The sequence below is a fragment of the Cohnella sp. GCM10020058 genome, from assembly GCF_042683485.1.
GTDB lineage: Bacteria > Bacillota > Bacilli > Paenibacillales > Paenibacillaceae > Cohnella.
Map to the genome: position 1 here is coordinate 181,126 of NZ_JBHUJV010000007.1, position 23,476 is coordinate 204,601.

20 protein-coding genes and 2 tRNA genes are annotated in these 23,476 nt (G+C 58.7%); 4 read left to right on the forward strand and 18 right to left on the reverse strand.

The genetic code is table 11. From position 1 onward, the window contains the following. Positions 1–154 precede the first annotated feature (154 nt). The 17 genes from hemB to ACFSR7_RS11150 form a co-directional block, all read right to left on the reverse strand. On the reverse strand, positions 155–1,144 hold the full coding sequence (gene hemB, locus ACFSR7_RS11070; protein WP_378161434.1) for a porphobilinogen synthase: 990 nt from the start codon (positions 1,142–1,144) through the stop codon (positions 155–157). Between the two features lie 18 nt (positions 1,145–1,162). Then, positions 1,163–2,716 carry a uroporphyrinogen-III C-methyltransferase gene (cobA, locus tag ACFSR7_RS11075; protein WP_378161436.1) on the reverse strand — a complete coding sequence of 518 codons (1,554 nt, stop codon included), beginning with the start codon at positions 2,714–2,716 and terminating at the stop codon, positions 1,163–1,165. Between the two features lie 2 nt (positions 2,717–2,718). Further along, positions 2,719–3,657 carry a hydroxymethylbilane synthase gene (gene hemC, locus ACFSR7_RS11080; RefSeq protein ID WP_378161437.1) on the reverse strand — a complete coding sequence of 313 codons (939 nt, stop codon included), beginning with the start codon at positions 3,655–3,657 and terminating at the stop codon, positions 2,719–2,721. A gap of 162 nt (positions 3,658–3,819) precedes the next feature. Beyond that, a complete protein-coding gene (locus tag ACFSR7_RS11085; RefSeq protein ID WP_378161439.1) occupies positions 3,820–4,470 on the reverse strand; it encodes a precorrin-2 dehydrogenase/sirohydrochlorin ferrochelatase family protein in 651 nt (216 codons plus the stop codon). 15 nt (positions 4,471–4,485) lie between these two features. Then, positions 4,486–5,310: a cytochrome c biogenesis protein CcsA gene (ccsA, locus tag ACFSR7_RS11090; RefSeq protein WP_378161441.1), complete on the reverse strand. Its 825-nt coding sequence runs from the start codon at positions 5,308–5,310 to the stop codon at positions 4,486–4,488. 49 nt (positions 5,311–5,359) lie between these two features. Next, a complete protein-coding gene (hemA, locus tag ACFSR7_RS11095) occupies positions 5,360–6,766 on the reverse strand; it encodes a glutamyl-tRNA reductase (protein WP_378161443.1) in 1,407 nt (468 codons plus the stop codon). Between the two features lie 284 nt (positions 6,767–7,050). Further along, positions 7,051–7,449, reverse strand: a complete 399-nt coding sequence (speD, locus tag ACFSR7_RS11100; protein ID WP_378115852.1) for an adenosylmethionine decarboxylase — start codon at positions 7,447–7,449, stop codon at positions 7,051–7,053. A 292-nt stretch (positions 7,450–7,741) separates the two neighbouring features. After that, positions 7,742–8,332 (reverse strand): non-ribosomal peptide synthetase module, encoded by a 591-nt coding sequence (locus ACFSR7_RS11105; protein ID WP_378161445.1) that lies wholly within the window; start codon positions 8,330–8,332, stop codon positions 7,742–7,744. A gap of 153 nt (positions 8,333–8,485) precedes the next feature. After that, entirely contained in the window at positions 8,486–9,130 is a 645-nt protein-coding gene (yihA, locus tag ACFSR7_RS11110; RefSeq protein WP_378115856.1) for a ribosome biogenesis GTP-binding protein YihA/YsxC, read from the reverse strand. A 19-nt stretch (positions 9,131–9,149) separates the two neighbouring features. Then, positions 9,150–11,573, reverse strand: coding sequence for an endopeptidase La (gene lon, locus ACFSR7_RS11115; protein ID WP_378161447.1), 2,424 nt, complete (start codon positions 11,571–11,573; stop codon positions 9,150–9,152). Between the two features lie 173 nt (positions 11,574–11,746). Next, positions 11,747–13,537 carry an ATP-dependent protease LonB gene (lonB, locus tag ACFSR7_RS11120; protein WP_378161449.1) on the reverse strand — a complete coding sequence of 597 codons (1,791 nt, stop codon included), beginning with the start codon at positions 13,535–13,537 and terminating at the stop codon, positions 11,747–11,749. A 184-nt stretch (positions 13,538–13,721) separates the two neighbouring features. After that, on the reverse strand, positions 13,722–14,096 hold the full coding sequence (locus ACFSR7_RS11125; protein ID WP_378161451.1) for a four-helix bundle copper-binding protein: 375 nt from the start codon (positions 14,094–14,096) through the stop codon (positions 13,722–13,724). Positions 14,097–15,054: 958 nt separating this feature from the next. Continuing rightward, a complete protein-coding gene (gene ispG, locus ACFSR7_RS11130) occupies positions 15,055–16,194 on the reverse strand; it encodes a flavodoxin-dependent (E)-4-hydroxy-3-methylbut-2-enyl-diphosphate synthase (protein WP_378115862.1) in 1,140 nt (379 codons plus the stop codon). Positions 16,195–16,287: 93 nt separating this feature from the next. Next, positions 16,288–17,544, reverse strand: a complete 1,257-nt coding sequence (clpX, locus tag ACFSR7_RS11135) for an ATP-dependent protease ATP-binding subunit ClpX (protein WP_378115864.1) — start codon at positions 17,542–17,544, stop codon at positions 16,288–16,290. Between the two features lie 11 nt (positions 17,545–17,555). Further along, positions 17,556–18,146, reverse strand: a complete 591-nt coding sequence (gene clpP, locus ACFSR7_RS11140) for an ATP-dependent Clp endopeptidase proteolytic subunit ClpP (protein WP_090115565.1) — start codon at positions 18,144–18,146, stop codon at positions 17,556–17,558. Between the two features lie 198 nt (positions 18,147–18,344). After that, positions 18,345–19,634, reverse strand: a complete 1,290-nt coding sequence (gene tig / locus ACFSR7_RS11145) for a trigger factor (protein WP_378161453.1) — start codon at positions 19,632–19,634, stop codon at positions 18,345–18,347. A gap of 109 nt (positions 19,635–19,743) precedes the next feature. Beyond that, the gene (locus ACFSR7_RS11150) at positions 19,744–20,658 is read right to left on the reverse strand and encodes a HEAT repeat domain-containing protein (protein WP_378161455.1); all 915 of its coding nucleotides are present in this window, start codon (positions 20,656–20,658) and stop codon (positions 19,744–19,746) included. 140 nt (positions 20,659–20,798) lie between these two features. On the opposite strand from ACFSR7_RS11150, the gene ACFSR7_RS11155 reads away from it, so the two are divergent. The 3 genes from ACFSR7_RS11155 (at position 20,799) to ACFSR7_RS11165 (ending at position 21,669) form a co-directional block, all read left to right on the forward strand. Beyond that, a tRNA-Gly gene (locus ACFSR7_RS11155) sits at positions 20,799–20,872 on the forward strand. Between the two features lie 80 nt (positions 20,873–20,952). Continuing rightward, the gene (locus ACFSR7_RS11160) at positions 20,953–21,543 is read left to right on the forward strand and encodes a GNAT family N-acetyltransferase (protein ID WP_378161456.1); all 591 of its coding nucleotides are present in this window, start codon (positions 20,953–20,955) and stop codon (positions 21,541–21,543) included. A 49-nt stretch (positions 21,544–21,592) separates the two neighbouring features. After that, positions 21,593–21,669: transfer RNA gene (locus ACFSR7_RS11165), tRNA-Arg, on the forward strand. Positions 21,670–21,726: 57 nt separating this feature from the next. On the opposite strand, the gene ACFSR7_RS11170 is transcribed toward ACFSR7_RS11165, so the two are convergent. Continuing rightward, positions 21,727–22,332 (reverse strand): glycosyl hydrolase 2 galactose-binding domain-containing protein, encoded by a 606-nt coding sequence (locus ACFSR7_RS11170; RefSeq protein ID WP_378161458.1) that lies wholly within the window; start codon positions 22,330–22,332, stop codon positions 21,727–21,729. A gap of 175 nt (positions 22,333–22,507) precedes the next feature. On the opposite strand from ACFSR7_RS11170, the gene ACFSR7_RS11175 reads away from it, so the two are divergent. Then, positions 22,508–23,377, forward strand: coding sequence for a helix-turn-helix transcriptional regulator (locus ACFSR7_RS11175; protein ID WP_378161459.1), 870 nt, complete (start codon positions 22,508–22,510; stop codon positions 23,375–23,377). The last annotated feature ends 99 nt before the right edge of the window (positions 23,378–23,476 follow it).

Sequence of the window (23,476 nt, forward strand, 5' to 3'; positions counted from 1 at the left end):
GGCACACAGCTGCCTCCATTTCCAAGACCGGCTTATCAGGCACATTAGCGGCTCTTTTTGCCGCTATGACCACCCACGACCAGCTCGCCAGGCACTTTAGAGGCACCACGATTTGCCGCTATGCTCTCCCGCGCCCCGCCTCTTTACCCACGTATTATCGACCGATCATCCACCGAACGGCATCCTTCGCATGATACGTAATGATCATGTCCGCGCCCGCACGCTTCATGCCTGTCAGCGTCTCAAGGACGATCGCGCGTTCGTCGATCCAGCCTTGCATCGCTGCGGCCTTCACCATCGCGTATTCAGCGCTGACATTGTATACGACGAGCGGCAGGTCGTAACGATCCTTCAGCAGCCGCACGATGTCAAGGTAAGCGAGTCCCGGCTTGACCATCAGCATGTCGGCTCCCTCGCGCACGTCCGTCTCGGCCTCTCTCAGCGCCTCGCGCGCGTTCGCCGCGTCCATCTGGTACGTCTTGCGATCGCCGAACTTCGGCGCCGACTGGGCGGCTTCGCGGAAGGGACCGTAGTAGGCCGAGGAATATTTGACCGCATAGGACATGATCGGAATGTCCTCGAAACCAGCTTCATCGAGCCCCTGTCGAATTGCCCCGACGAACCCGTCCATCATATTCGAAGGCGCGATGATATCCGCGCCTGCTTGCGCTTGAGACACAGCCGTGCGTACCAGCAGCGCGAGCGACTCGTCGTTGTCCACGACCGCGCCGCAATCTCCTTCGTGCACGACGCCGCAGTGCCCGTGATCCGTAAATTCGCACAAGCAAGTATCCGCGATTACGACCAGATCGGGCGCCAGCTTTTTAATCTTGCGGGTAGCTTGCTGTACGATGCCGTCTTCCGCGTAAGCGCCTGTGCCGACGCTGTCCTTGGACGCCGGAATGCCGAACAGCAGAACCGCCTGAATGCCCAGGGATACGATTTCTTCAATCTCCGCGTCCAGACGGTCGAGCGACAGGTTAAATACGCCCGGCATCGAGGAAATCTCAGTCTTGACGTTGTCGCCATGGGCGACGAAGATCGGCATGATCAGGTCGTGCACATGCAGATGCGTCTCCCTGACCAGATTTCGAATGCCCGCGGTCCGGCGGAGCCGGCGATGGCGCACGATAGATGTATTCATTCGAATCAGAACCTTTCTTTAACGAATTTCGTTGCCGGCGCCGCGGTGCTTCTGCATCGTGTCCAGCAATCCTTCGATCGTCGATTGTTCGGCCGTCAGCGTCACGCGCAGGCCATGCTTCTCAGCCGTACGCGCGGTAATCGGTCCGATGCAAGCGATCACGCAGCCTTCAAGCAGGTCGACCGGACGTTCGACGCCGAGCCGACGCAATGCTTCCAGCAGATTAACGACCGTCGAAGAGCTCGTAAAAGTTACCGCGTGGATCTCGCCGGCTTGCAGCATTTCCACAATCGTGTCGTCCTCTTGAACGACCAGCCTGTTCTCGTACACATCGAGCTCTACGGCTTCGACGCCGGCTTTGGCCAGCTCTGCCGGCAGCAAGCCCCGGGCCAGATCGCCTCTGGGCAGCAGCGCCCGCTGACCCGGCGTCAGCTTGCCCGCCAGGCTGTCCAGCAAGCCTTCGGCCTGAAACTCGGTAGGAATCACGTCGGCAACGACGCCGCGAGCCGACAGCGCCTCGGCCGTCTTCGGACCTACCGCGGCAAAGCGCGCCCCGGCAAACCGGCGGATATCGACACGCGCTTCGGCCAGCCATGAAAAAAAGTACTCCACGCCCGCCGCGCTCGTCACAATGACCCAGTCAAAACGCTCGGCTTCCCGCAGCGCCGCTCGGATTCGCTCCGCTTCGTCCGAATGCGACTGTTTGACCGTGTCGATCACGGGAAACACGTACGGCTCTCCGCCGAGGTCATCGATCCGGTCCGCCAGCTCGCTAGCTTGCGAACGGGCCCGCGTGACGAGAACGCGCCAACCGAACAGCGGCTTCGCCTCAATCCACTTCAAGGTCTCGCGCTGCCGCACCACATCGCCGACGACGATAACCGCCGGCGGCTGGAAGTTCGCCTCGTGCACTTTTTGCTCGATGTCGCCCAGTGTACCGGTCAACGTCTCTTGCTCCGCGCGCGTGCCCCATCGGACAAGCGCTACGGGCGTCTCGGCCGAGCGGCCGAACTTCATCAGCTGTTCGCTAATATAGCCGATCTTGGCGACGCCCATCAGAAAAAGCAGCGTGCCCGTGGCGTTCGTTACTTTGTCCCATTGGATCATGCGATCGAGCTTGTCCGGGCTCTCGTGACCGGTCACGATCGAGAAGGACGAGGCTAAGTCCCGGTGCGTTACCGGAATGCCGGCATAAGCAGGCACAGCGATCGCTGACGTAATGCCCGGGACAATCTCATAGGGGACGCTGTGCTGCCTCAGCAGCTCCGCCTCTTCGCCCACGCGCCCGAACACGGTCGGATCGCCGCCCTTCAGCCTGCAGACGACCTTGCCGGAGAGCGCCAGATCGAGCAGCAGCCGGTTGATCTCCTCCTGCTTCATCGTATGGCGGTCCGGCCGCTTGCCGACGTATATGCGTTCCGTGCCTGGCCGCGTCTCCTGCAGCAGCTGGGGCCCGGCCAAGCGGTCGTAGACGACGACGTCGCAGCGCTGAAGCGCGCGAAGACCGCGCACTGTGATCAACTTCGGATCCCCCGGCCCCGCGCCCACCAGATATACTTTCCCCTGTGCCATCTTTACTCCCTCGCTTCCGCAAGCAATGCGTCCGCGCCCTTGGCCAGCAACTCCTCCGCCACGCGGCGTCCGACATCTGCCGGATCGCTGCCGGCAGCCGTCGCCTTAAGCACAAGCCTGCCGTCGGCTGCCGCGACCATGCCCGTCATGGAGACTACCGCATCGGGCGCCGCCGACTCGGCGGTGGCGTACGCGCCGATCGGCACCTGACAACCGCCGTTCAGCAATCCCAAAAACGTGCGCTCTGCAGCCACCGCGCGCGCTGCAGCGGTATCGTTCAACCTGGCCAACAGTGCCAGCACCTCTTGGTCGGACGCCCGGCATTCAATGGCAAGTGCGCCTTGTCCGACGGCAGGCAGGCAATCCTCCGGCTCGATGTAAGTCGTGATGCGCTCGCTCCACCCCATCCGCTTGAGGCCCGCTGCCGCCAACACGATCGCATCGAGCCCTTCGGACGCCAGCTTGCGCAGCCGGGTATCGATATTGCCGCGAAGCGATTCGATCCGAAAATCGGGGCGCCGGGACTGCAGTTGCGCGGACCGTCTAAGACTGCTTGTACCGATCCGGGCGCCCGGCGGCAAATCCGACAGCGTGCTCGAGGTCAGATTCACGAGCGCGTCTCGCGGGTCCTCGCGCGGCGGCACGCATCCGATCACGAGGCCTTCGGGCAGCTCGAACGGCATATCCTTCATACTGTGGATTGCGATATCGATCTCGCCGCCGAGCAGCGCTTCCTCGATCTCCTTGACGAACAGGCCCTTGCCTCCGACCTTGGACAGCGTCACGTCCAAAATCCGGTCCCCCCGCGTGACGATCGGCACGACCTCAAAGTCTAGCGGCAGTCCAGCCTCTATGGCCAGCGCCTTTAGCGCATCGAGCGTCTGTCCGCTCTGCGTCATCGCCAGTGCGCTTTGTCTAGTCCCAACCTTGATCTTCCGCATTCGCTGCAACACTCCCCGGTATTTCTTTACAAATCGAAAATGAACCTTTAATTAATTTCTATTGTCTCATATTCCGTCGCTCGGCCCAAACAACGCCAATTCGGCATTCGTTCGGCATCTTTTTGGCATCATTTCGTCATCCGTTCAGCATCAATCCAGATCCTAAATGTCGTCGGCCCAGCCGCGCAGCATCTCGATCAGCGCTTCCGACTCGGGCAGCTCGGTCATCGACAGCCACGCCTGGACGGCACGATCCGATACGGCCGCGTTCATCAATCTTCGCCGTTCGGACGCGTCGGCGACCTCCGCGAGCACGCGCCGCCGCACGGTGCCAAGCCTGCGCGTCAGCTCGGCGTACTCAGGCCCGTATCGCTCCTTAAGCTCGCTTGCGATGCGTGCGGACCATGCCGGTCCCGCCCCCGAGGTGCCGACGGCCATGAGCAAGCCGCCTCTGCGGATCACAGCCGGAACGATAAAGCTTCCGCGCATGCCGTCCGAAGCCGAGTTGGCCGGAATGCCTCGCCGCTTCGCTTCGTCGCAAATCCAGCCGTTCAACTCGTCGATGCCGGTCGCTGCAACGACGAGCGCGGCGCCCGCGAGATCCTCCGGGGAGAATGGCTTCGGCAAATGACGGATCGCGCCTGCGTCCTTCCATTCTCGCAGCCGGGACGAGACGATCTCCGGGCACACGAGCAAGACATCCGCTCCCGCTTCCAGCAAGCCGCCCGTTCTGCGTTCGCCGACCGCGCCGCCGCCTACTACGACGCATCGGCTATTTTCTACGGATAACATAATCGGATAATAGCGCTGCATGCTGTAGTCTCCTTTCTATAACCAACGATGAAAGGATGAGAGCGAATTCGCAAAAAAGTCCAAAACAAGCAGAACGTAACCGGCCAGATTCCATATCGCGCAGCGTCTCGCATCGTCTCTGCCGATCCATCTGCGCAGGAGATAGAAAATATAAACGGCGCCCGCGACAAAAGACAAAAGCACTTTCTCGTCGAGCAGCTTGGCATCGTGACCGTCGACGAGCAAAGCGGCCGTTCCCGTAGACAGCGCGAGCAGCAGAAGCGGCACACCGAACAGTCCCGATCTGAACGCATACTTGTCGATGGCTTCGAGACTCGGCATGCGGTTCATCACGCTGCCCCACTTTTTCTTCTTTAATCTGTAATTTAAAAATAGGTACATGGCGCCGCAGACAGCGGAAACGGTAAGGAGGGCGAATGCGACGGTGATCAGGCTCACATGGAGGACGAGCAGCCGCCTCGCCACCTCCGACGGAGCCAAGGCGATCCCTTGCCCGGAAGAGCGCTCCATCAAATTAAGGCCGAGGACCGCGAACCCGACAACGTTCACGAGCAGGACGAGCAGTTCGGCACGGACGATCCGATTCACGGCAAACGACACGGAGACGAGCAGCCACGATACGAAAAAGACGTAGTCGTGCAGCGTCACCTCGGGAACCGCGAAGCGGCGAAGAAGCAAGTCGACGAGAAAGCCCGTCTGCAGCACCCAGACAAAAACAAGCAGCCCTGTGCCGATCCGTTTCCCGTTTCGGTTGCCATATGCGGCGTCCGATACGAAAAACAGCAGACTCAGGGCGTAAATATACATGATGGCATCCGTCAGCCAATTATTCGTTAACATGCAGCACCGCCTCCGGCTTCTCTCGAATCCGGCCAGGCCGGCGATCCGGTCAGCGAAGCGCGCCGGCCAGCTGAGCCAGAAATGACTGAGGCTCTGCGGAGGCGGCTTGCTTGTCGGGAGCCGCTGCAGCAGCTTGTCCGGCTGTGCGCGCCTTCTCCGCCTCCTTCGCCTCGTTCTTGAGGCGCGCGACTTCCTCCTCGAGCGCGAAGAGCTGTACGAACAGGTCCAGCGATGCTTCGCTGCGCTTCTCCGCGGCCAGCTCCTTGACCCTCAGGATCGGGTCGTGAATCATCTGCGTCAGCATGCTCTTGGTCAGCTTGCGAATCACCTTGACCTGCCGCTCGTCCAGTTCCGGCAGCTTGCGCAGCAAGCTATCCAGCGTATCCTCGTGGATCGCCGCAGCCTTCTCCTGAAGGCCGCGGATCAACGGACTGACACCGAGGGTCGCGTACCATTGACGATAGGACTCCATCTCGGCGTCGATCATGACGTCGATCGCAGCCGTCTCTTGCCTGCGCTTTTCCAGATTGCTCTCGACAATGCCTTCGAGATCGTCGATATCGTACAGATAGACGCCCGGCAGCTCGCCGCATGCGGGATCGATATCTCTCGGAACCGCAATATCGATCAGGAACAGCGGTCTCTTCTTGCGGCTCTTCATGGCGCGTGCGACGACGTCCCGCTCCAGTACGAACCGCTGCGCTCCGGTGCTGCTGATGACGATATCGGCTTCGTCGATCCGGCGCAGCGCCTCTTCCATCCCCATCGCCTTGCCGCCCATCTTGTCCGCGAGCTCTTCCGCGCGCGACAGCGTGCGGTTGACGACGAACACTTCCTTGGCGCCGCCTGCGGTCAAATGCTGCGCCGTAAGCTCGCTCATCTTGCCCGCGCCGAGGATCATCACCTTCTTGTCGTCGAAGCGGCCGAAAATCCGCTTGCCGAGCTCCACCGCCGCGTAGCTGACGGATACGGCGCTCTCGCCGATCGACGTCTCGGTATGCGCGCGCTTGGCGACCGTGATCGCCTGCTGAAAGAGACGGTTGAACAACGTGCCCGTCGCCTTGCGCTCGCGCGCGAGGAAAAACGCGTCGCGGACTTGTCCGAGAATCTGCGTCTCGCCGATCACCATCGAATCGAGGCCGCACGCGACGCGGAACAGATGACGATTGGCGAGGTCGTCCTCGTACATGTAGAGATGACGGTTGAACATCTCGCGGGGCAGGTTAAACCACTGCTCCATAAAAGCGCGGATATAATGCCCGCACAGCGTATGACGGTCGACTACCGCATACAATTCGGTGCGGTTGCAGGTGGCGACAATGACGCATTCCAAAATGCCCGTCGTCGCTTTCAGCGCGTCCAGCGCCTGCGGCAGCTCCTCGTCCGGAATCGCGAAGCGTTCCCGGACTTCCACCGGTGCCGTTTTGTAGTTCAAACCGACGACTATGAGATGCACGGGACTTCACCTGCCTTTTCCTGAGGTCTGGATGCCGTTCATGCGAAGCAAAGCGCGTCCGGCTTGCCCGCCAACTAGGATTCATTATAGCATAGCCGGGCGTGCCGGCTCTGAAGATTTGATGAATATTTTGCGACATCCAGTCGATTCCGATACTTCCTATTGTCGTCGTCGGAACCTCATTCTATTCTCGGTCGATTGCCGCGAATCGCATTTAAAAAGCCATGGGGACAAGCCCCATGGCTAACATGCTTCATCATCGTCTGTTAGGCGCTCTACTAAACTTACACCAATTCAGCGAGCTTGATAGCAGGCTCTTCGACCTTTATCTCGCCGACGCCGCGAATGAGCTTCTTGGCGTGAGTGCTCGTAGGCTTGAGTACATTGACCATATAATCGATCGCAAGCTGCGGATCGACTGTCTCGCCGCAAGTGTAGCAGTCGATAGCGGCAAAACCACGTTCAGGATACGTGTGAATGGAGAGATGGCTCTCCGACAGCATGACGAGAACCGTCGCGCCCTGTGGCTCGAATTGTTTGGCTTGAACCGAGAGAACGGTTGCTCCGCAAGCTTCGGCTGCCTCCACCATATGCGATTGGAGAAGCTCAGCGCTGTTCAGAAGATCGAAATCGACCCCCCAGGTATCAACCGCAACGTGCCGTCCGAAAGTAGAGTATTCCACTGTTCGGTTCCCCCTTCCTAGGAATAAAATGTGAAGCTGATTTCATCCGCTAGGACCTACGTCATTCACTTCTCGAGGGAATCTGCAAAACAATCGCATTCCATTCCTGAGTGAATCCTGGTTCCTATTGTTTTTTTCAACGAAACTAAAAATAACATCTATCTGGGTGAAATGCAACTGTTTTTTTAACGAAAAACATTGTGCTTATCAAACAGCCTGCACGTGCGCCCTTCTAATAAAAAACCCGCCTTCGGAGAAGGCAGGTTCTTCACGGCATTCATATGATAGTTATTTAAGCTTCAAGTGCGAACAAGAGTCGGCTGTGATGCTTCAGGCGCGTGTCGATCTCGGCAATCTCGTGCGCGTCCGTACATGCGTTGCGCAGATCGAGCAGCTCGTTGACGGCTTTCCTGACGATCGCGATCTCTTCCTCGACCGCACACAGCTTGTAGCGCGATTCCATCTCGGACAATGCGTCCCGATGTTCGAATACGGTACGAACGGTGTCGCCCTTGCATTCGACGATTCGCATGACCTTGCCGCCTAAGTAATGATAAACCATCGTAAATCCGGGATAAATCCGATTGACGACGGCATCTCCCTTGTAAGAGGACACCATCTTGCGCAGCGCATCGGTCAGACCGGGCTGGACGACTCTGCAAGATAAAGAGCAACGGTAGCGGCCGCCTTGACGCTCGAAGGTTAAACGGATCGATTCACCGCCAGCTTCGTCTTCTAGAACCATTTCTTGGTTGCCGTTCTCCAGCACAAAAATCTGCTGGCGCAGCTGCTGCGTTCCGCATAGGGAGGTTAAGCTTCGCATCTCGGCTTCTGTCAATGTAAGACTGGCGTTAACATACTCTGTGGCTACCCGCTTAGCCATAAAAATCTCCTCAATTCCATTTTGTTCACGAAGGTGATGATTCCTTGCTTTTTTAATTATACGACATCCGGTCGGTTCTTATCTTCCGAAGAAAACCCGATTTAGCCGAAAAAAGCCGTAAAAATCGATTCCTCCCGGCATTGAACCGTACATTTAACCGTTATCCTCGGTTTCCTGCCGTTCATGCTCCGATTCAGAAGGGGAAGCAGTGGGAATATCAGCGGCGTGGGCGATAATGCGCCATAAATCATCTCTACCCTCTCCGGTCTCCGATGAAAACAAAACGAGCGGTGCGCCCTTCGGCATTCCGAGCGTCTCCCGCATGATGCGGCCATGTTTGGCCACCTGATTGCGCGAGAGCTTGTCGGCTTTGGTGCCGACGACACATAACGGAATATCGTAATGGGACAGCCACTCATACATGGAAATGTCGAGCGCGGTGGGCGGATGCCGCAGATCGATCAGCTGGATTACGAGCCTGAGTTCCTCGCGCTGGCGCAAGTAGCTCTCGATCATCCGGCCCCAAGCCTCTCGCTCCGACTTGGATACTTTGGCATAGCCGTAACCAGGCACGTCAACGAAGTACATTTCTTCGTTGATCTTATAATAATTCAATTGCTGCGTCTTTCCGGGCTGCGAGCTCGTACGAGCCAGGTTGCGCCGGAGCAGCAGGCGGTTGATCAGCGAAGACTTGCCGACGTTGGAACGGCCTGCCAGAGCGATCTCCGGCAAGCCGTCAACGGGATATTGCTTGGGTCCTACTGCGCTGATAATAAATTCGCTGGACTTGATCTTCATATGAAGCGGTACACTCCCGTCAATGCGTCCCCATCGGGGGAAGCTCTTCCCTATCGCCCTCGCGCGGCATCGTTACTTCGCCGGCGAGCGGCTCGTCTCCGCTGGGCAGGTCGCTCAGCTTGGTCGCCATCGCGTGCTCGAGCACTTCGTCCATATGCGCCACCGGGATAAAAGTCATCTCTCTGCGCACGCTGTCCGGAATGTCGCGAAGGTCGCGCTCGTTGTCCTTGGGCAGCAGCACCGTCTTGATGCCTGCTCTGTGGGCGGCGAGCGACTTTTCCTTGAGGCCGCCGATCGGCAGCACGCGCCCGCGGAGCGTGATCTCTCCCGTCATGGCAACCTCGCGGTTGACCGGCCGGTTCGTAAGCGCCGAGATCAGAGCCGTGGCGATCGTAATGCCTGCCGATGGCCCGTCCTTCGGAATCGCGCCTTCGGGAATATGAATGTGAATATCGTTTTTCTCGTGGAATTGCGGATCGATGCCGAGAGCTATCGACCGGCTGCGCGTATAGCTGAATGCGGCCTGCGCAGATTCCTTCATGACGTCGCCCAGCTTGCCCGTCAGCGTCAGCTTGCCCGAACCGGGCATCACCGTCACCTCGATGACGAGCGTATCCCCGCCGACTTCCGTCCAGGCCAGGCCTGTGACGGCGCCGATCTGGTCCTCCAGCTCCGCCATACCGTAGCGGAACTTGGCCGGGCCTAGGAACTCTTTGAGCTTGGCTGCGTCTACGACGACGGCTTGGTGCTCAGGATCGCCGACGATGATCTTGGCCGCCTTGCGGCATATCGCAGCGAGTTGCTGCTCCAAATTGCGCACGCCCGATTCGCGCGTGTAGCCGCGTACGAGCTGCATCAGCACGTCTTCGTCGATCTGGAGCTGATCCTCCTCCAGGCCGTGGTCGCGCTTTTGCTTCGGCATGAGGTGCTGCTTGGCGATCTCCAGCTTCTCCAGTTCCGTGTAGCCCGGAATGTAGAGAACCTCCATCCGGTCAAGCAGCGGCCGCGGGATCTGATGGGCGACGTTGGCCGTCGTCACGAACATGACGTTGGACAGGTCGAACGGCGTCTCGATGTAGTGGTCGCTGAACGTTGCGTTCTGCTCCGGATCGAGCACCTCGAGCATCGCGGACGACGGATCGCCGCGGAAGTCGCTCGCCATCTTGTCGATCTCGTCGAGCAGGAATACCGGGTTCATCGAGCCTGCGGTGCGCATGCCCTGGATGATACGACCCGGCATCGCGCCGACGTAGGTGCGACGGTGGCCGCGAATCTCGGCCTCGTCGCGGACGCCGCCGAGCGAGATGCGCACGAACTCGCGTCCGAGGGAAGCCGCGATCGAACGGCCGAGCGAAGTCTTGCCGACCCCCGGCGGCCCGACCAGGCAAAGAATCGGCCCCTTGAGCTTTTTAACAAGCTGCTGTACGGCCAAATATTCCAGCACGCGTTCCTTCGGCTTTTCGAGGCCGGAATGCGCTTCGTCCAAAATCTGCTCGGCCTTTGAGAGATTCAGATGATCTTCGGTGAAATTATTCCACGGCAGGGCAAGAAGCCATTCGATATAATTGCGGATGACGGCGCCCTCCGCGGACGAAGCCGGCATCTTTTCGAGGCGGTCGATTTCCTTTTCCACCTTGGCGGCGATCTTCTCGGGGAGCTTCTTCTCCTCAAGCTGATTGCGCAGCTCCTCGACCTCGCCCGCCCGGCCTTCCTTCTCGCCGAGCTCCTTCTGGATCGCCTTCATCTGCTCGCGCAAATAGTATTCCTTTTGCGTCTTCTCCATCTGCTTCTTGACGCGCTGGCTGATCTTGCGCTCCAGCTCCAGCACCTCGCGCTCGTTGTTCAGGAAGTCGAGGAGCTTCTCCAGCCGGCTGCGCACTTCGACCGTCTCGAGAATCTCCTGCTTGTCCTTGATCTTGAGCGACAAGTGGCTGGTGATGACGTCGGCAAGACGTCCCGGCTCGTCGATGTCGGATACGGCGGCCAGCGTCTCCGGTGTGACCTTCTTGGATAGATTGATATAGTGCTCGAACTGGCTTAATACCGCGCGCATAAGCGCATCCAGCTCGGAATCGTTCGAATCCGGTTCCGGGAGCTCCCGGGCGACGACCTCATAGAAGCCGTCATTGGGCAAATACTGTTCGATCTCCGCGCGGACGACGCCTTCGACCAGCACGCGAATCGTGCCGTTCGGCAGCTTCAGCATCTGTCTGACCTTGGCGATCGTGCCGACGCGGTAAATATCCTCCTGCGTCGGTTCTTCGATATTGATCTCCGACTGGGAGCATAGCAGGATCATATGATCGTCGATCATGCATTGCTCCAGCGCCTTGATCGACTTCTCGCGGCCTACGTCCAGATGCAGCACCATGCTGGGGTAGACGAGCAGCCCGCGTAGAGGGAGCAAAGGCAGTGAACGGCTCTTCGTCTTGTTCGAAGCCATAAGGACGGCACCTCCTCAAGCCTGCCGATATCGGCATGGCCCGGTATGGTTAGGGTCGCCAGCAGCCGGCGGCGAACCCTTCAGTCATTGTATCAAAAGAAATTGCGCGCCGCAAAAAAGAGCGGCGCCGACCCGAAGGACGGCGCACTTAACCGGCTGTCGGAAACTGGTTTTTAGACGCCTGCACCCGGTGAGGGACGGCTATCTCCATGATGAGGCGTACGCACGCTATCCTGCGGATTCGTGGACGCAGGCGAACCGGCGTGGAGGATTGACACGGGTGCAGCAGCAGCATATCCGTCGGCCGCAATCGGCCGATCGGCAGCTTCCAGCTCGCCTGGAAGGCGGAGCGGCGCCGAGCCGAATACGCGCACGAACACTTCCTCCACCGTCTCGACCGGAACGACTTTGACGCCTTGCAGCCCTTCAAAAATCGCTTGCCAGTTTTCCTTCGGGATAAGCACCGTATCCGCGCCGGACTGGAAGGCCGCCTCGACCTTCGCAAGCACGCCGCCGACCGGCTTCACGCGCCCGTGGATGCTGATCTCGCCCGTAAGCGCGAGTTTGTTGTCGATCGGTTGGCCGGTGATTGCCGATGCGATCGCCACCGCCATCGCGATCCCCGCCGAAGGCCCGTCGATCGGCGTCCCGCCGGGGAAGTTGATGTGAAGGTCGTGATTTTCCGGCCTGAGATTGAAGGAGCGCAGCACGGTCAGCACGTTCTCGACCGACCCTTTCGCCATGCTCTTGCGCCGCAGCGTACGCTGCCCGCCTCCGATCTCTTCCTCTTCGACGACGCCGGTGATCGTATAGACGCCTTTGCCAGGCAGCGCCGGGATGGCCGTCACTTCGATCTCGAGCAGCGCGCCCATGCTCGGCCCGAATACGGCCAGGCCGTTCACGAAGCCCACTGCAGGCTTGTCGGGCACCTTGCGGTCCGGGCGCGGCGGCAACTGGCTGCTGTTGACGACCCATTCGAGGTCGGAAGCCGAGATACGCTGGCGATTTTCCGACAGCGCAAGCCCCGCCGCCAGCTGGATCATATTCACGGCTTCACGGCCGTTGGTCGCATAATGCTTGATGACCTCGACAGCTTCCGGATCGGCCGGCAGCCCGATCTTTGCGACCGCATTTTGGGCGATATCGCCGATCTCGGACGGCAGCAGCGGCCGGAAGTAGATTTCCATGCAGCGGCTGCGGAGCGCGGGCGGCAGCTCGCTTGGCGACCGCGTCGTCGCGCCGACGAGCCTGAAGTCGGCCGGCAGCCCGTTCTGGAAGATGTCATGGATATAGAGCGGAATGTTCGGATCCTCCGCATGATAATAGGCGCTCTCGAGGAACACCTTGCGGTCTTCGAGCACCTTGAGCAGCTTGTTGATCTGGATCGGGTGCAGCTCGCCGATTTCGTCGATGAACAGTATTCCGCCATGAGCTTTGGTAACCGCCCCCGGCTTAGGCTGCGGAATGCCCGCGACGCCCATCGCGCCGGCGCCTTGATAGATCGGATCGTGGACCGATCCGATCAGCGGATCTGCGATGCCGCGCTCGTCGAAGCGGGCGGTCGTGGCGTCGATCTCCGTGAACTTCGCTTCGAGCCTGAACGGCGAAGAAGGATTCTTTTTGGCCTCCTCCAGCACGACCCGCGCCGCGGCCGTCTTGCCGACGCCGGGAGGCCCGTAGACGATAACGTGCTGCGGATTGCCGCTGCACAGCGCGGCCTTGAGCGCGCGCAGCCCCTCGCGTTGACCGACGATATCGTTCATCGAGACGGGGCGCGTCTTTTCCGAGAGCGGCTTGGTAAGCGAGATGGACCTCAGCTTGCGCAGCTTATCCATTTCCTTGCGCGACTCCCGGTCGACGGCCGTCTTGTTCGTTTTCTGATTGCGAAGCAGATTCCAAAAGTAAATCCCGATTACGACGGCGAAAAACACCTGTACGAGCATCAAAACGGTGCCCAGTGCCATATAACCTCATCCTCTCTACTAGCGTCGCGGATCCCCGCGTCCGTCCAACCGGCAAGCTGGCAGCATAATTCTTAGTATTGCCCGGTTGCAGGCGGATATAGTCATGCGAGGATGAGGTTGGCAGCGAACGCGTAAAACCACGGCCGGTCTGCGAAAATACTTTGAGTCCAGGACGCCTTAACCCTTATACGCCTGCGTTTTCACGTTGGCGCGTGCTAAGCTCTTGCGCCAGTCCGAGACAGGATGCCGCGCACTTCAAGCAAGCTTCCGCGCAGCGCCGGCAATGCTCATGATCATGCTCTGCGCAGGCCTCCCCGCAACGCTGGCAAGCTTCCGCGCACAGCAGTACGAGTTCCGCGCGGTAGCTGCTGCCCATCGTTATCGCTTGCACGGTAAACGCGCACAAATCCGCGCATTCCCGGTCGAGACGGATGCAGTTCCGCATGCTAGCGGAATGGGGTTCCTCCAGACATGCGCTGTAGCATTCGTTGCACGCGATGACGCAAGCGAGACAGTCTTCGATGCAGGATGACATGCTTTCAATGGACGCTTCATTCATGATGTCGCATTCCTCCTTTTTCGAGTCTGGGATGAAGGGTACCGCTTGCTCCTTTTTTACCCAAGAGCGGTCGATTCGATTGGCAGCCGTCCGCGACGCTCACCACACGCGAAAAAAGCCCCGCTAAATAACATTGCAGGATGAAAAACCTGCATTTATACAGGTATTTTTTCCGGACCGACGGTACACGATGAAAAAGATGCAAATATGCAGGTAAATTCAAAACACAAGCCGGAAATCGGAATGATGGAGGAAAATAACTGCGTACTTGCAGCTATCGAGTCTAAAAGGGCCGATCTTAGCAAAAATAGATGTATATTTGCAGGCATTATCCTGGAAGAACGTCGCTGGGGCCACATTAGCCGACCCATCGGCATGCCAAACGACGAGTTAGCGGAACGACTACCGGACGACCTAAAGGCATGTCAACCGACGACCCATCGGAACGACTACCGAACAACTACCGGACGACCACGAGAACGACTGTCGGACGAGTCTGGGAACGGCTGTCGGCGGATTCATCAGCACGGCTATCGATGGCCATTGGCACTCCGATTTACGGTAAATTTGGCCATGGCACCTTGCAATTGCAGTTGCATGCCCAGCAGACCCAGGATGTGCGTCGAAATCGTAAGTGTCTATCTGGTTTTTCCTATTCCTCGCATCTACGAGCACGGGATCTACGTCCGACAGCTCGAATCTGTCGCAGCAGGTTGTCCTTGGAAATCATTATATCGTAGAGCTTGGCGTGCGGACCATGCTTTGGCGATTGTTGTTGCCGTATCATTCGATCACCAGCTCTCCGTGATGCTTTAGTGACAAACGGAAAAGGCACAGTCTCCTCAATTTCTTGAGTGACCGTGCCTTTTCTTGCAAGGTGGGCTTTTTAGTGCCCGCTAAATAAAAGCGGGGCTTTCTCATCTGTTGCTGACTGCCGCGTTCACGTCCGACGATGGCCTTAAAGGGTGCCGGTACCGGCAGCGACACCAGGCTTCGGCGCATGCAGCTTGCGCCCCGGAATCTCGCCCGTCTCGGCATACACGGCCGCGATGTGGTCGATCTCCTTCTTCAGCTCGCCGACAAGCTCGGCCTCCGGCACCTTGCGGATCATCTCGCCGTAACGGAACAGCATGCCTTCGCCGCGGGCTCCCGCAATGCCGATGTCGGCCTCGCGCGCTTCGCCGGGACCGTTGACCGCGCAGCCGAGCACGGACACCTTGATCGGCACCTTCAGCTTGGACAAATATTCCTCAACCTCGTTGGCCACGGAAAACAGATCGATGTCCAGACGTCCGCATGTCGGGCAAGAAATCAGCGTCGGCGCGTCCGTAATCAGACCGAAGGTCTTGAGCAGCTCGCGCGCGACCTTGATCTCCTCGACCGGATCTGCGCTGAGCGAGATGCGCATCGTATTGCCGATGCCGGCGTTCAGCAGAACGCCGAGACCCGCAGCGCTCTTGACCGTACCCGAGAACAGCGTGCCCGCTTCGGTGATGCCGAGGTGCAGCGGATATTTAATGACCTGGGCCGCCTTGGTATAAGCCTCGATCGCCATCGGAACGTCGGATGCCTTAAGAGAAACGATAATGTCGTGGAAATCCAGTTCTTCGAGAATGCCGATGTGGAACAAGGCGCTCTCAACCATCGCCTCGGCAGTCGGATATCCATATTTTTCAAGCAAATGATTCTCCAGCGAGCCCGCGTTGACGCCGATCCGGATCGGGATTCCCCGTTCCTTGCAAGCCTTGACGACCGCTTCGACCTTCTCGCGGCGGCCGATGTTGCCCGGATTGATCCGGACCTTGTCGATGCCGTTCTCGATCGCCAGCAGCGCCAGCCTGTAATCGAAGTGAATGTCGGCGACGAGCGGAATGCTGATCTGCTTTTTGATCTCCTTGATGGCGGCGGCCGCTTCCTTGTTGTTCACCGTCACACGGACGATCTGGCAGCCGGCTTCCTCAAGACGCTTGATCTCGGCCACCGTGGCCGCGACGTCCGCCGTCTTCGTCGTGCACATGCTCTGCAGCACGACTTGATTGTTGCCGCCGATCGTCAGGTTGCCGACGCGGACCGGCACGGTATCCGTACGCAAATACATGGTTCAGTTCACCCCGTAAAGGCATAAGTCCACCCCGCCTCCGCACGGCATACGCGAGGGGGCGGGGTGGAACTTGAGCGGAATAGAGGCGCCTTAAGCGCTCTCTTCTTTTTTCTTGGTTTTCTTGTTGGTCAGTTCGGGTGCGATCTTGTCGCGCACGACCTTCTCCGTAATGACGCAAGAATTGACGTCGTCGCGGGACGGCACTTCGTACATCACTTCGAGCATAATGCCTTCGATGATGGCACGCAGGCCGCGGGCACCCGTATTGCGCTTGATCGCTTCGCGGGCAATCTCTTCGAGGGCGCCTTGCTCGAAATCGAGCTTGACGTTGTCCATCTCGAGGAGCTTCTGGTATTGCTTGACCAGCGCGTTCTTCGGCTCGGACAAAATGCGTACCAGCGCAGCTTCGTCGAGCGGCTCGAGCGAAGAGATAACCGGCAAACGTCCGACGAACTCGGGGATCAAGCCGAACTTCAGCAGGTCCTCCGGTTGAACGAGAGACAGATATTCGCCTGGCTTAAGCTCTTTTTGCCCTTCGAGGGCCGCGCTGAAGCCGATGACCTTTTTGCCGATCCGGCGCTTGATGAGCTGCTCGAGGCCGTCGAATGCGCCGCCGCAAAGGAAGAGGATGTTCGTCGTGTCGATCTGGATGAACTCCTGATGCGGGTGCTTGCGTCCGCCCTGCGGAGGCACGGAAGCGACGGTGCCCTCGAGAATCTTCAGCAGCGCCTGCTGGACGCCTTCGCCGGATACGTCGCGGGTAATCGAAGGATTCTCCGACTTGCGGGCCACCTTGTCGATCTCGTCGATGTAGATAATGCCGCGCTCGGCCTTTTCTACATCATAGTCGGCAGCCTGAATCAGCTTCAGCAAAATGTTCTCGACGTCTTCGCCAACGTAGCCGGCTTCCGTCAGGGAAGTGGCGTCGGCGATCGCGAACGGTACGTTCAAGATCTTGGCCATCGTCTGCGCGAGCAGCGTCTTGCCCGAACCCGTAGGGCCGACAAGCATGATGTTGCTCTTCTGAAGTTCAACGTCCTCGATCTTGCTTTGCGAGTTAATCCGCTTATAGTGATTGTAAACGGCAACGGAAAGCGATTTTTTCGCTTGCTCCTGGCCGATGACGTACTGGTCGAGAATATTGCGAATCTCGATCGGCTTGGGGATATCCTTGAGATCGAGCTCTTCCTCGTGCCCGAGCTCCTCCTCGACGATCTCCGTGCACAGCTCGATACACTCGTCGCATATATATACGCCCGGTCCGGCTACCAGCTTGCGAACCTGGTCCTGCGACTTGCCGCAGAAGGAACACTTCAGCTGGCCCTTCTCGTCGTTGAACTTAAACATGGAATCACTCCTTATACGTTGGTCGGAGAAGAGATGACCTTGTCGATCAGCCCGTAAGCCTGCGCTTCGTCGGCGCTCATGAAGTTGTCGCGGTCGGTATCCCGCTCGATCTTCTCGTAAGGCTGTCCGGTCCGGTCCACATAGATCTTGTTCAGCTTCTCCTTGGTCTTGACGATCCAATCGGCATGGATCTTGATATCGGAAGCCTGCCCCCGCACGCCGCCGAGCGGCTGGTGAATCATGATCTCGCTGTTCGGAAGCGCGAAGCGCTTGCCGGGAGCGCCCGCCGTCAGCAGCAGAGATCCCATGCTAGCGGCCATGCCGACGCAGATCGTGCTCACCGGAGGCTTGATATACTGCATCGTATCGTAAATACCCATGCCGGCCGTGACCGAACCGCCAGGGGAATTGATATAAAGATGGATGTCCTTCTCCGGGTCTTCTGCGGCGAGGAACAACAGCTGAGCCATGATGAGATTGGCGACATCGTCATCAATCGCACTGCCTAGAAATATGATTCTGTCCTTCAGCAACCGCGAGTAGATGTCATAAGACCGCTCTCCGCGGTTAGTCTGTTCAACAACCATAGGGACCAATGCCATACGCGCCAACCTCTTTTCTGAAATGGACTTCGCGATTCGGTAATATTCTAACATGTTCATACCCGAATGTCATGTCGGCGAAAAAACCGCTCTGTTCAATTATATTGCGAGCATATGTAGGGTTAAAAATGAGGCACGCGATGATCACGTGCCTCATGATTATGAGCCGGGCCGACCTTGCGTCGGACCCTGCGGCGATTATGCGGTCTTGCTGTTCTCCAGCAGGAACTTGACGGCCTTGCGGACCTTGAGGTCGGCGTTCAGCGTGTCGATATAGCCGTTGGAGCCGAAGATCGTGCGAAGCTCGTCGGCGGAACGGTTGTACATCGTAGAGAGGTTGTCCAGCTCGGCGGACAGCTCGTCCTCAGTGATCTCCAGGTTCTCCGCGTTCGCGATCGCTTCGAGCACCAGGTTGTTGCGGACGCGCTTCTCGGCGTCGACGCGCATTTGACCCTTCAGCGCTTCCTCGTCCTGGCCGCTGAATTGATAGTACAGATCCAGCGTCATGCCTTGCATGCGAAGACGGCTCTCGAAGTCCTTCAGCATGCTGTCGATCTCGGACTCGATCATCGCGCCCGGAATCTCAAGCTCTGCGCCTTCGGCAGCTTTGTCGATCAAGGCATTTTCCTTGGCGGCTTCGGCTTCTTTTTCCTTGCGCTCCTTCAGCTTGCTCGTCAGGTCCGCTTTGTATTCGTCGAACGTGTCGAACTCGCTGACGTCCTTGGCGAACTCGTCGTCCAGTTCAGGCAGGTTCTTGCGCTTGATCTCGTGCAGCTTCACCTTGAACACGACTTCCTTGCCGGCCAGATTCTCGGCTTGGTAGTTCTCAGGGAACGTGACGTTGATGTCCTTGTCCTCGGCGATGTTCAGGCCGACGACTTGCTCTTCGAAGCCTGGAATAAAGGAGCCGGAGCCCAGTTCAAGCGAATAGCTCTCGCCCTTGCCGCCTTCGAACGGCACGCCGTCCAGGAAGCCTTCGAAGTCGATGATCGTCGTGTCGCCGTTTTGCGCAGGGCCTTCGTCGACGACGACAAGCTCTGCATGGCGGTTCTGAAGGCGCTCGAGTTCGGCGGTGATTTCTTCTTCCTTGACTTCGTTGTCCGCAGCAGGGGCTTCAAGACCCTTGTACTCGCCCAGCTTTACTTCAGGCTTAACGGTAACTTTAGCTTTGAAAATGAAGGACTGTCCCTTGCCGAACTGCTCGACGTCTACGTCAGGACGGTCTACAGGCACGATGCCCGTCTGTTCGACGGCTTCGCTGTATGCGCCCGGAAGCAGAATGTCGATCGCGTCTTGGTACAGGCTCTCGATGCCGAAGCGGGATTCGAAGATGCCGCGCGGTACTTTGCCTTTGCGGAAGCCAGGCACGTTTACTTTTTGAACGACTTTCTTGAAGGCTTTGTCAAGCGCCTCGGCGACCTTCGCCTCGTCGATCTCGACCTCCAGAACGCCAAGGTTCTTCTCTATTTTTTCCCATTTTGCTTGCATAATATTCAATCCCTCCGAAGACGTCTTGCCGCCAGATGCGGCCGATTGACATAAACCATTTTATTATAGAACAAGACTGGCTGCGAATTCAAGGCAAAAACGCTACGGATCAGACCGTGTCCGCTCCGTACATCCTCAGCCAGCGCAGCGCCTGCTCATACCGGAACCGCAGCTCTCCCGTAATGCCGTACTGTTCCCGCGTCCATTCGTCGCCCGTCAGTCCATGGAGCTTCTCCTGCAGATGCTGGTGAAGCGCCGCGGCCCACAGATCCGAGGCGCCGTCGTCGGCTTCCATCATCCATTTGAAGACGTTGGATCCGTAAGCCGCCTGTACGCATTCCCGCCACATCTCATCCGCAAAGTAGGACAAGGCCGGATCGGACACTTCCGCCATTCGGCTCAGCCGCTCAGGCACCTCAAGCACCGCCTGGGGGAATTCCTCGAACGACAGCGGCGTCTCCTCGATCTCAAGTGTCAACGTCTCGCCGTCCCGCAGCATGACCGCCGTCCCTCCGGCCCCGAACCTGCGAAGCATCTGCAGCGCGCGGAATTGCACGAGCGGATGATGCTCGCGTTCGGACAGCCATCTTCGCAACGCCTCTTCGGCTTCGGGTCCCGGGAGATGCGCCATTTGGCCCAGCGCCAGCAGTTGCTGCTCCGGGTCCTCGTCATTGAAAAGAATAGAAACGAGCCGCTGCAAGTAAGCGGGATCCTCGGCTGCCCGGTCCAGTACACGCTGCCTGAGCACAGAATCCGCGTCCTCGTCCTCCTGCCCGGCGTCATCGGTCTCTTCTCCCGGCCCCCCGGTTGCCGTCGCCTCCGGAAAGGCTGCCTCCAGCCACCCAAGCAGCGCCTGCCACTCGGTATGATGCTTCTCCGCCTCGCCTCCGCACTGAAGCAGGAAGTCCAATAGGCCTTTGGCCTCGCCGTATCGCTCCGTCTCGAGCATGCGCGTCAATTGTATCTGATAATAGTCCAAGGTCTTGGGAAACAAGACCAGATTGTCCCCGGTGAAGTCCGACACGCCGCGAACCCCTTCCTCCATCGCTGTCCGAGTGCTTGCTAGATCAGTCCGATTCAGGAATTATATCACGAAGACGAGGCAAATAAAAAAAGCGGAGCATTGCTTAGCGCGGCCAAGCTATGCTATTATACTACTGCTGTGCGGGTGTAGTTCAATGGCAGAACGCCAGCTTCCCAAGCTTGAGGCGTGGGTTCGATTCCCATCACCCGCTCCAACCGCATATCCGACGAGTCTCTGTTGCGGCAGAGGCTTTTTTGTTCCCGCTCTTAAATATGAAAATGGGGGATGCGCGCAATGCATATCAGACCCGCAGGTCCATCCGACGCTGCAGCGGTGTCCAAGCTGGTGCTGCTGGCTATTGAAGATATCGCATATAGGCTTACCGGCGAACGCACCGAGGCGGCCGTGCTCGCCAAGCTGGCCCAATATTATCGGACGCCGGGCAATCGGTTCAGCGCCGAGCGCCACGCGCTGCTTGTCGCCGAAGGAAACGAACCCGCCGGCGCCATCCTGTGTTACGGCGGCGATCAAGCGGATTCGCTCTATGCGCCTATAACGAAGTGGCTAAACGAAACAGGCTTCGAAGATGCCGTTCAAGATCCCGAAGCGGACGAAGACGAATATTATATCGATGCCGTCGCAGTCTCCCCGGCGTATCAGGGCCGCGGATTCGCCAAGGCGCTTATCCGCCATGCGGAGCAGGAGGCTGTCGCGCGCGAATACGCCGCAATCGGACTGAACGTGGACATTGAAAAGGAAGGTGCTCGCGCCCTGTACGCCCGGCTCGGGTTCGAAGAAGACAAGCGCATATCCATTAATGGCCATCCGTACAGGCATATGCGCAAAGCGCTCCGCGTGCCAGCCGGTCACGCGACAAAAATATAAATTTGTACTTGAGCGAAGCACGGCACCTGTGGTAATATAATCAAGCTGTGTCCCAATAGCTCAGCTGGATAGAGCACACGCCTTCTAAGCGTGCGGTCGGGGGTTCGAATCCCTCTTGGGACGCCATTTTTGAATGTACCGTATGGTTTATATACGTAAAAAAGAGCCGAGAACCCTTCATTCCTAGGGTTTTCGGCTCTTTTTCGCTTGTTCAGCCCGGCCCGAGATAGGGACGCCTTGAAGCCGGCGCCGGAGCCCATACATATGGCCCGCCTTTCGCACGTGCAGCCGCTCCCAGTTCGTCGGCTGCGCGGCCATGCCGGGCCCGTAGGTCTGTTCCAGCGCATGCAGCAGCGGCGAAGAGATGCGCACGGCCAACTCGTTGAGCCCGCTTGGCCGCAGCCTTCCGCCGACCTCGAACGAGGCTTCGATCAGCATATTGTCGCTTGCGCCGAGCGGCTCTCCGTTCAGCCAATAATGCGCCAGGCAGTCGACGCCGTTGAACCTGAGCAACGCGGGCAGATCCGTCGCTTCCGGCGGCGTCTCGAACGTGCCGACGTACCACCAGTCGTAAAGCTCCAGCTTGCGCACCTCGCGCAGCCGGTCAGAGTAGAAGAGATCCTCCGGCAGCAGTCCCGCCGCCTGCAGGTCCAGCTCGACATTGCCCGACACCGTCGCGGGAACCGGCGCGATGCCGCTACCGGGCAGCTCCGCAGGCGTCCCGATTCCGGGCGAGCCCGGCGGGAGCGAATACAGCTTCCAATCCGCATTCAGTTGAACAATCCTCATTTCACAGCCTCCTCCGGCATGATGCGTTACGACAAAATTATACATTCCCGCGACAATTACAGGCTTGACGGACAGCTGGAAAAGTTGCACTTTTTTCGGTTTTTAAAATTCCGCATCGCAATCGCATCGTAGTATAGTTGGGAGAGGAAACGCTCGATCGCAGGAGGAGAAGGCCGTGTCCAGAAAGTGGCTCGAACGGCTCAGCGCAGCCGACTTTTTGAACCAAGGCGAAGCTTTGGCCGTGTCGGAATACGAGATTGTCCGCAACTGGGAGCTTCATGCGCACGACTTTTACGAGATGGAGCTGATCCTGTCGGGCGCAGGCAGGCAGCGCATCAACGGAGCCGGGATGGCGCTCTCGCGGGGAACTTTTACGCTGCTGTCGCCTGCGGATGCCCATGAGGTCACGATGGCGCCGGGAAGCGCCCTTCGGCTCGTGAACTGCAAGTTTGCGGGAGCGCTGCTGGACGACGAGCTGCACGGCCTGCTGCTGGAAGCTCCCGGGCCGCTCGCCGTACAGCTCGGCGATGAAGCGACCTCAATGCTCGAAGCCGAGCTGGCGCGGCTTCGCCAGGAGACGGAGCGGACGGCGCTCGCCCGGACAGCCGCAATGCGTTACACGCTAGGCAGAATCGTGATCGATCTGCTGCGCGCGAGCGAACGCGTCAAGGACGGAAGCGGCACGACGCGATCAAGCGTCCGTGAGCACGAGGTCAGAAGAGCGCTGCGCTATATTCATCTTCATTACCGGGAGTCTCTTAGCCTCGCCGACGCGGCGGCGCAGCTGCATCTGTCCCCGGGCTATTTCAGCGAGAAGTTCAAGGATTGGACGGGCGAGACGTTCAGCGCATACGTACAGCGGCTACGCGTGTCCTATGCAGACCGACTGCTCGCCGGTTCTTCGCTGCCGATTACGGAGATCGCCTACAGTGCAGGCTTCGGCTCACTCGCCTATTTTATCCGGGTGTACAAGCAGTACCGCGGCATATCCCCGAATGCGTCCCGCAAGCGGGACGGCAGCCTGACGCAGGACGATCATCCGTAAACTTTCCGAAAAAAGTGCAATCCGCAGGATAAAAAGACAAGAAGAAGCGCCGGCTTCCCCGCTACACTAGGAAGGAATCCATCATCATTCTTTAAGCGG

Excerpts from the sequence above, each read along its gene's own strand:
- hemC (WP_378161437.1), bottom strand. The coding sequence starts at position 3,657 with ATGCGGAAGATCAAGGTTGGGACTAGACAAAGCGCACTGGCGATGACG.
- ACFSR7_RS11125 (WP_378161451.1), bottom strand. The coding sequence starts at position 14,096 with ATGAATGAAGCGTCCATTGAAAGCATGTCATCCTGCATCGAAGACTGT.
- clpP (WP_090115565.1), bottom strand. The coding sequence starts at position 18,146 with ATGGCATTGGTCCCTATGGTTGTTGAACAGACTAACCGCGGAGAGCGG.
- ispG (WP_378115862.1), bottom strand. The coding sequence starts at position 16,194 with ATGTATTTGCGTACGGATACCGTGCCGGTCCGCGTCGGCAACCTGACG.
- ACFSR7_RS11085 (WP_378161439.1), bottom strand. The coding sequence starts at position 4,470 with ATGCAGCGCTATTATCCGATTATGTTATCCGTAGAAAATAGCCGATGC.
- clpX (WP_378115864.1), bottom strand. The coding sequence starts at position 17,544 with ATGTTTAAGTTCAACGACGAGAAGGGCCAGCTGAAGTGTTCCTTCTGC.
- ccsA (WP_378161441.1), bottom strand. The coding sequence starts at position 5,310 with ATGTTAACGAATAATTGGCTGACGGATGCCATCATGTATATTTACGCC.
- tig (WP_378161453.1), bottom strand. The coding sequence starts at position 19,634 with ATGCAAGCAAAATGGGAAAAAATAGAGAAGAACCTTGGCGTTCTGGAG.
- ACFSR7_RS11170 (WP_378161458.1), bottom strand. The coding sequence starts at position 22,332 with ATGAGGATTGTTCAACTGAATGCGGATTGGAAGCTGTATTCGCTCCCG.
- ACFSR7_RS11160 (WP_378161456.1), top strand. The coding sequence starts at position 20,953 with ATGCATATCAGACCCGCAGGTCCATCCGACGCTGCAGCGGTGTCCAAG.
- yihA (WP_378115856.1), bottom strand. The coding sequence starts at position 9,130 with ATGAAGATCAAGTCCAGCGAATTTATTATCAGCGCAGTAGGACCCAAG.
- hemB (WP_378161434.1), bottom strand. The coding sequence starts at position 1,144 with ATGAATACATCTATCGTGCGCCATCGCCGGCTCCGCCGGACCGCGGGC.
- ACFSR7_RS11105 (WP_378161445.1), bottom strand. The coding sequence starts at position 8,332 with ATGGCTAAGCGGGTAGCCACAGAGTATGTTAACGCCAGTCTTACATTG.
- lon (WP_378161447.1), bottom strand. The coding sequence starts at position 11,573 with ATGGCTTCGAACAAGACGAAGAGCCGTTCACTGCCTTTGCTCCCTCTA.
- lonB (WP_378161449.1), bottom strand. The coding sequence starts at position 13,537 with ATGGCACTGGGCACCGTTTTGATGCTCGTACAGGTGTTTTTCGCCGTC.
- cobA (WP_378161436.1), bottom strand. The coding sequence starts at position 2,716 with ATGGCACAGGGGAAAGTATATCTGGTGGGCGCGGGGCCGGGGGATCCG.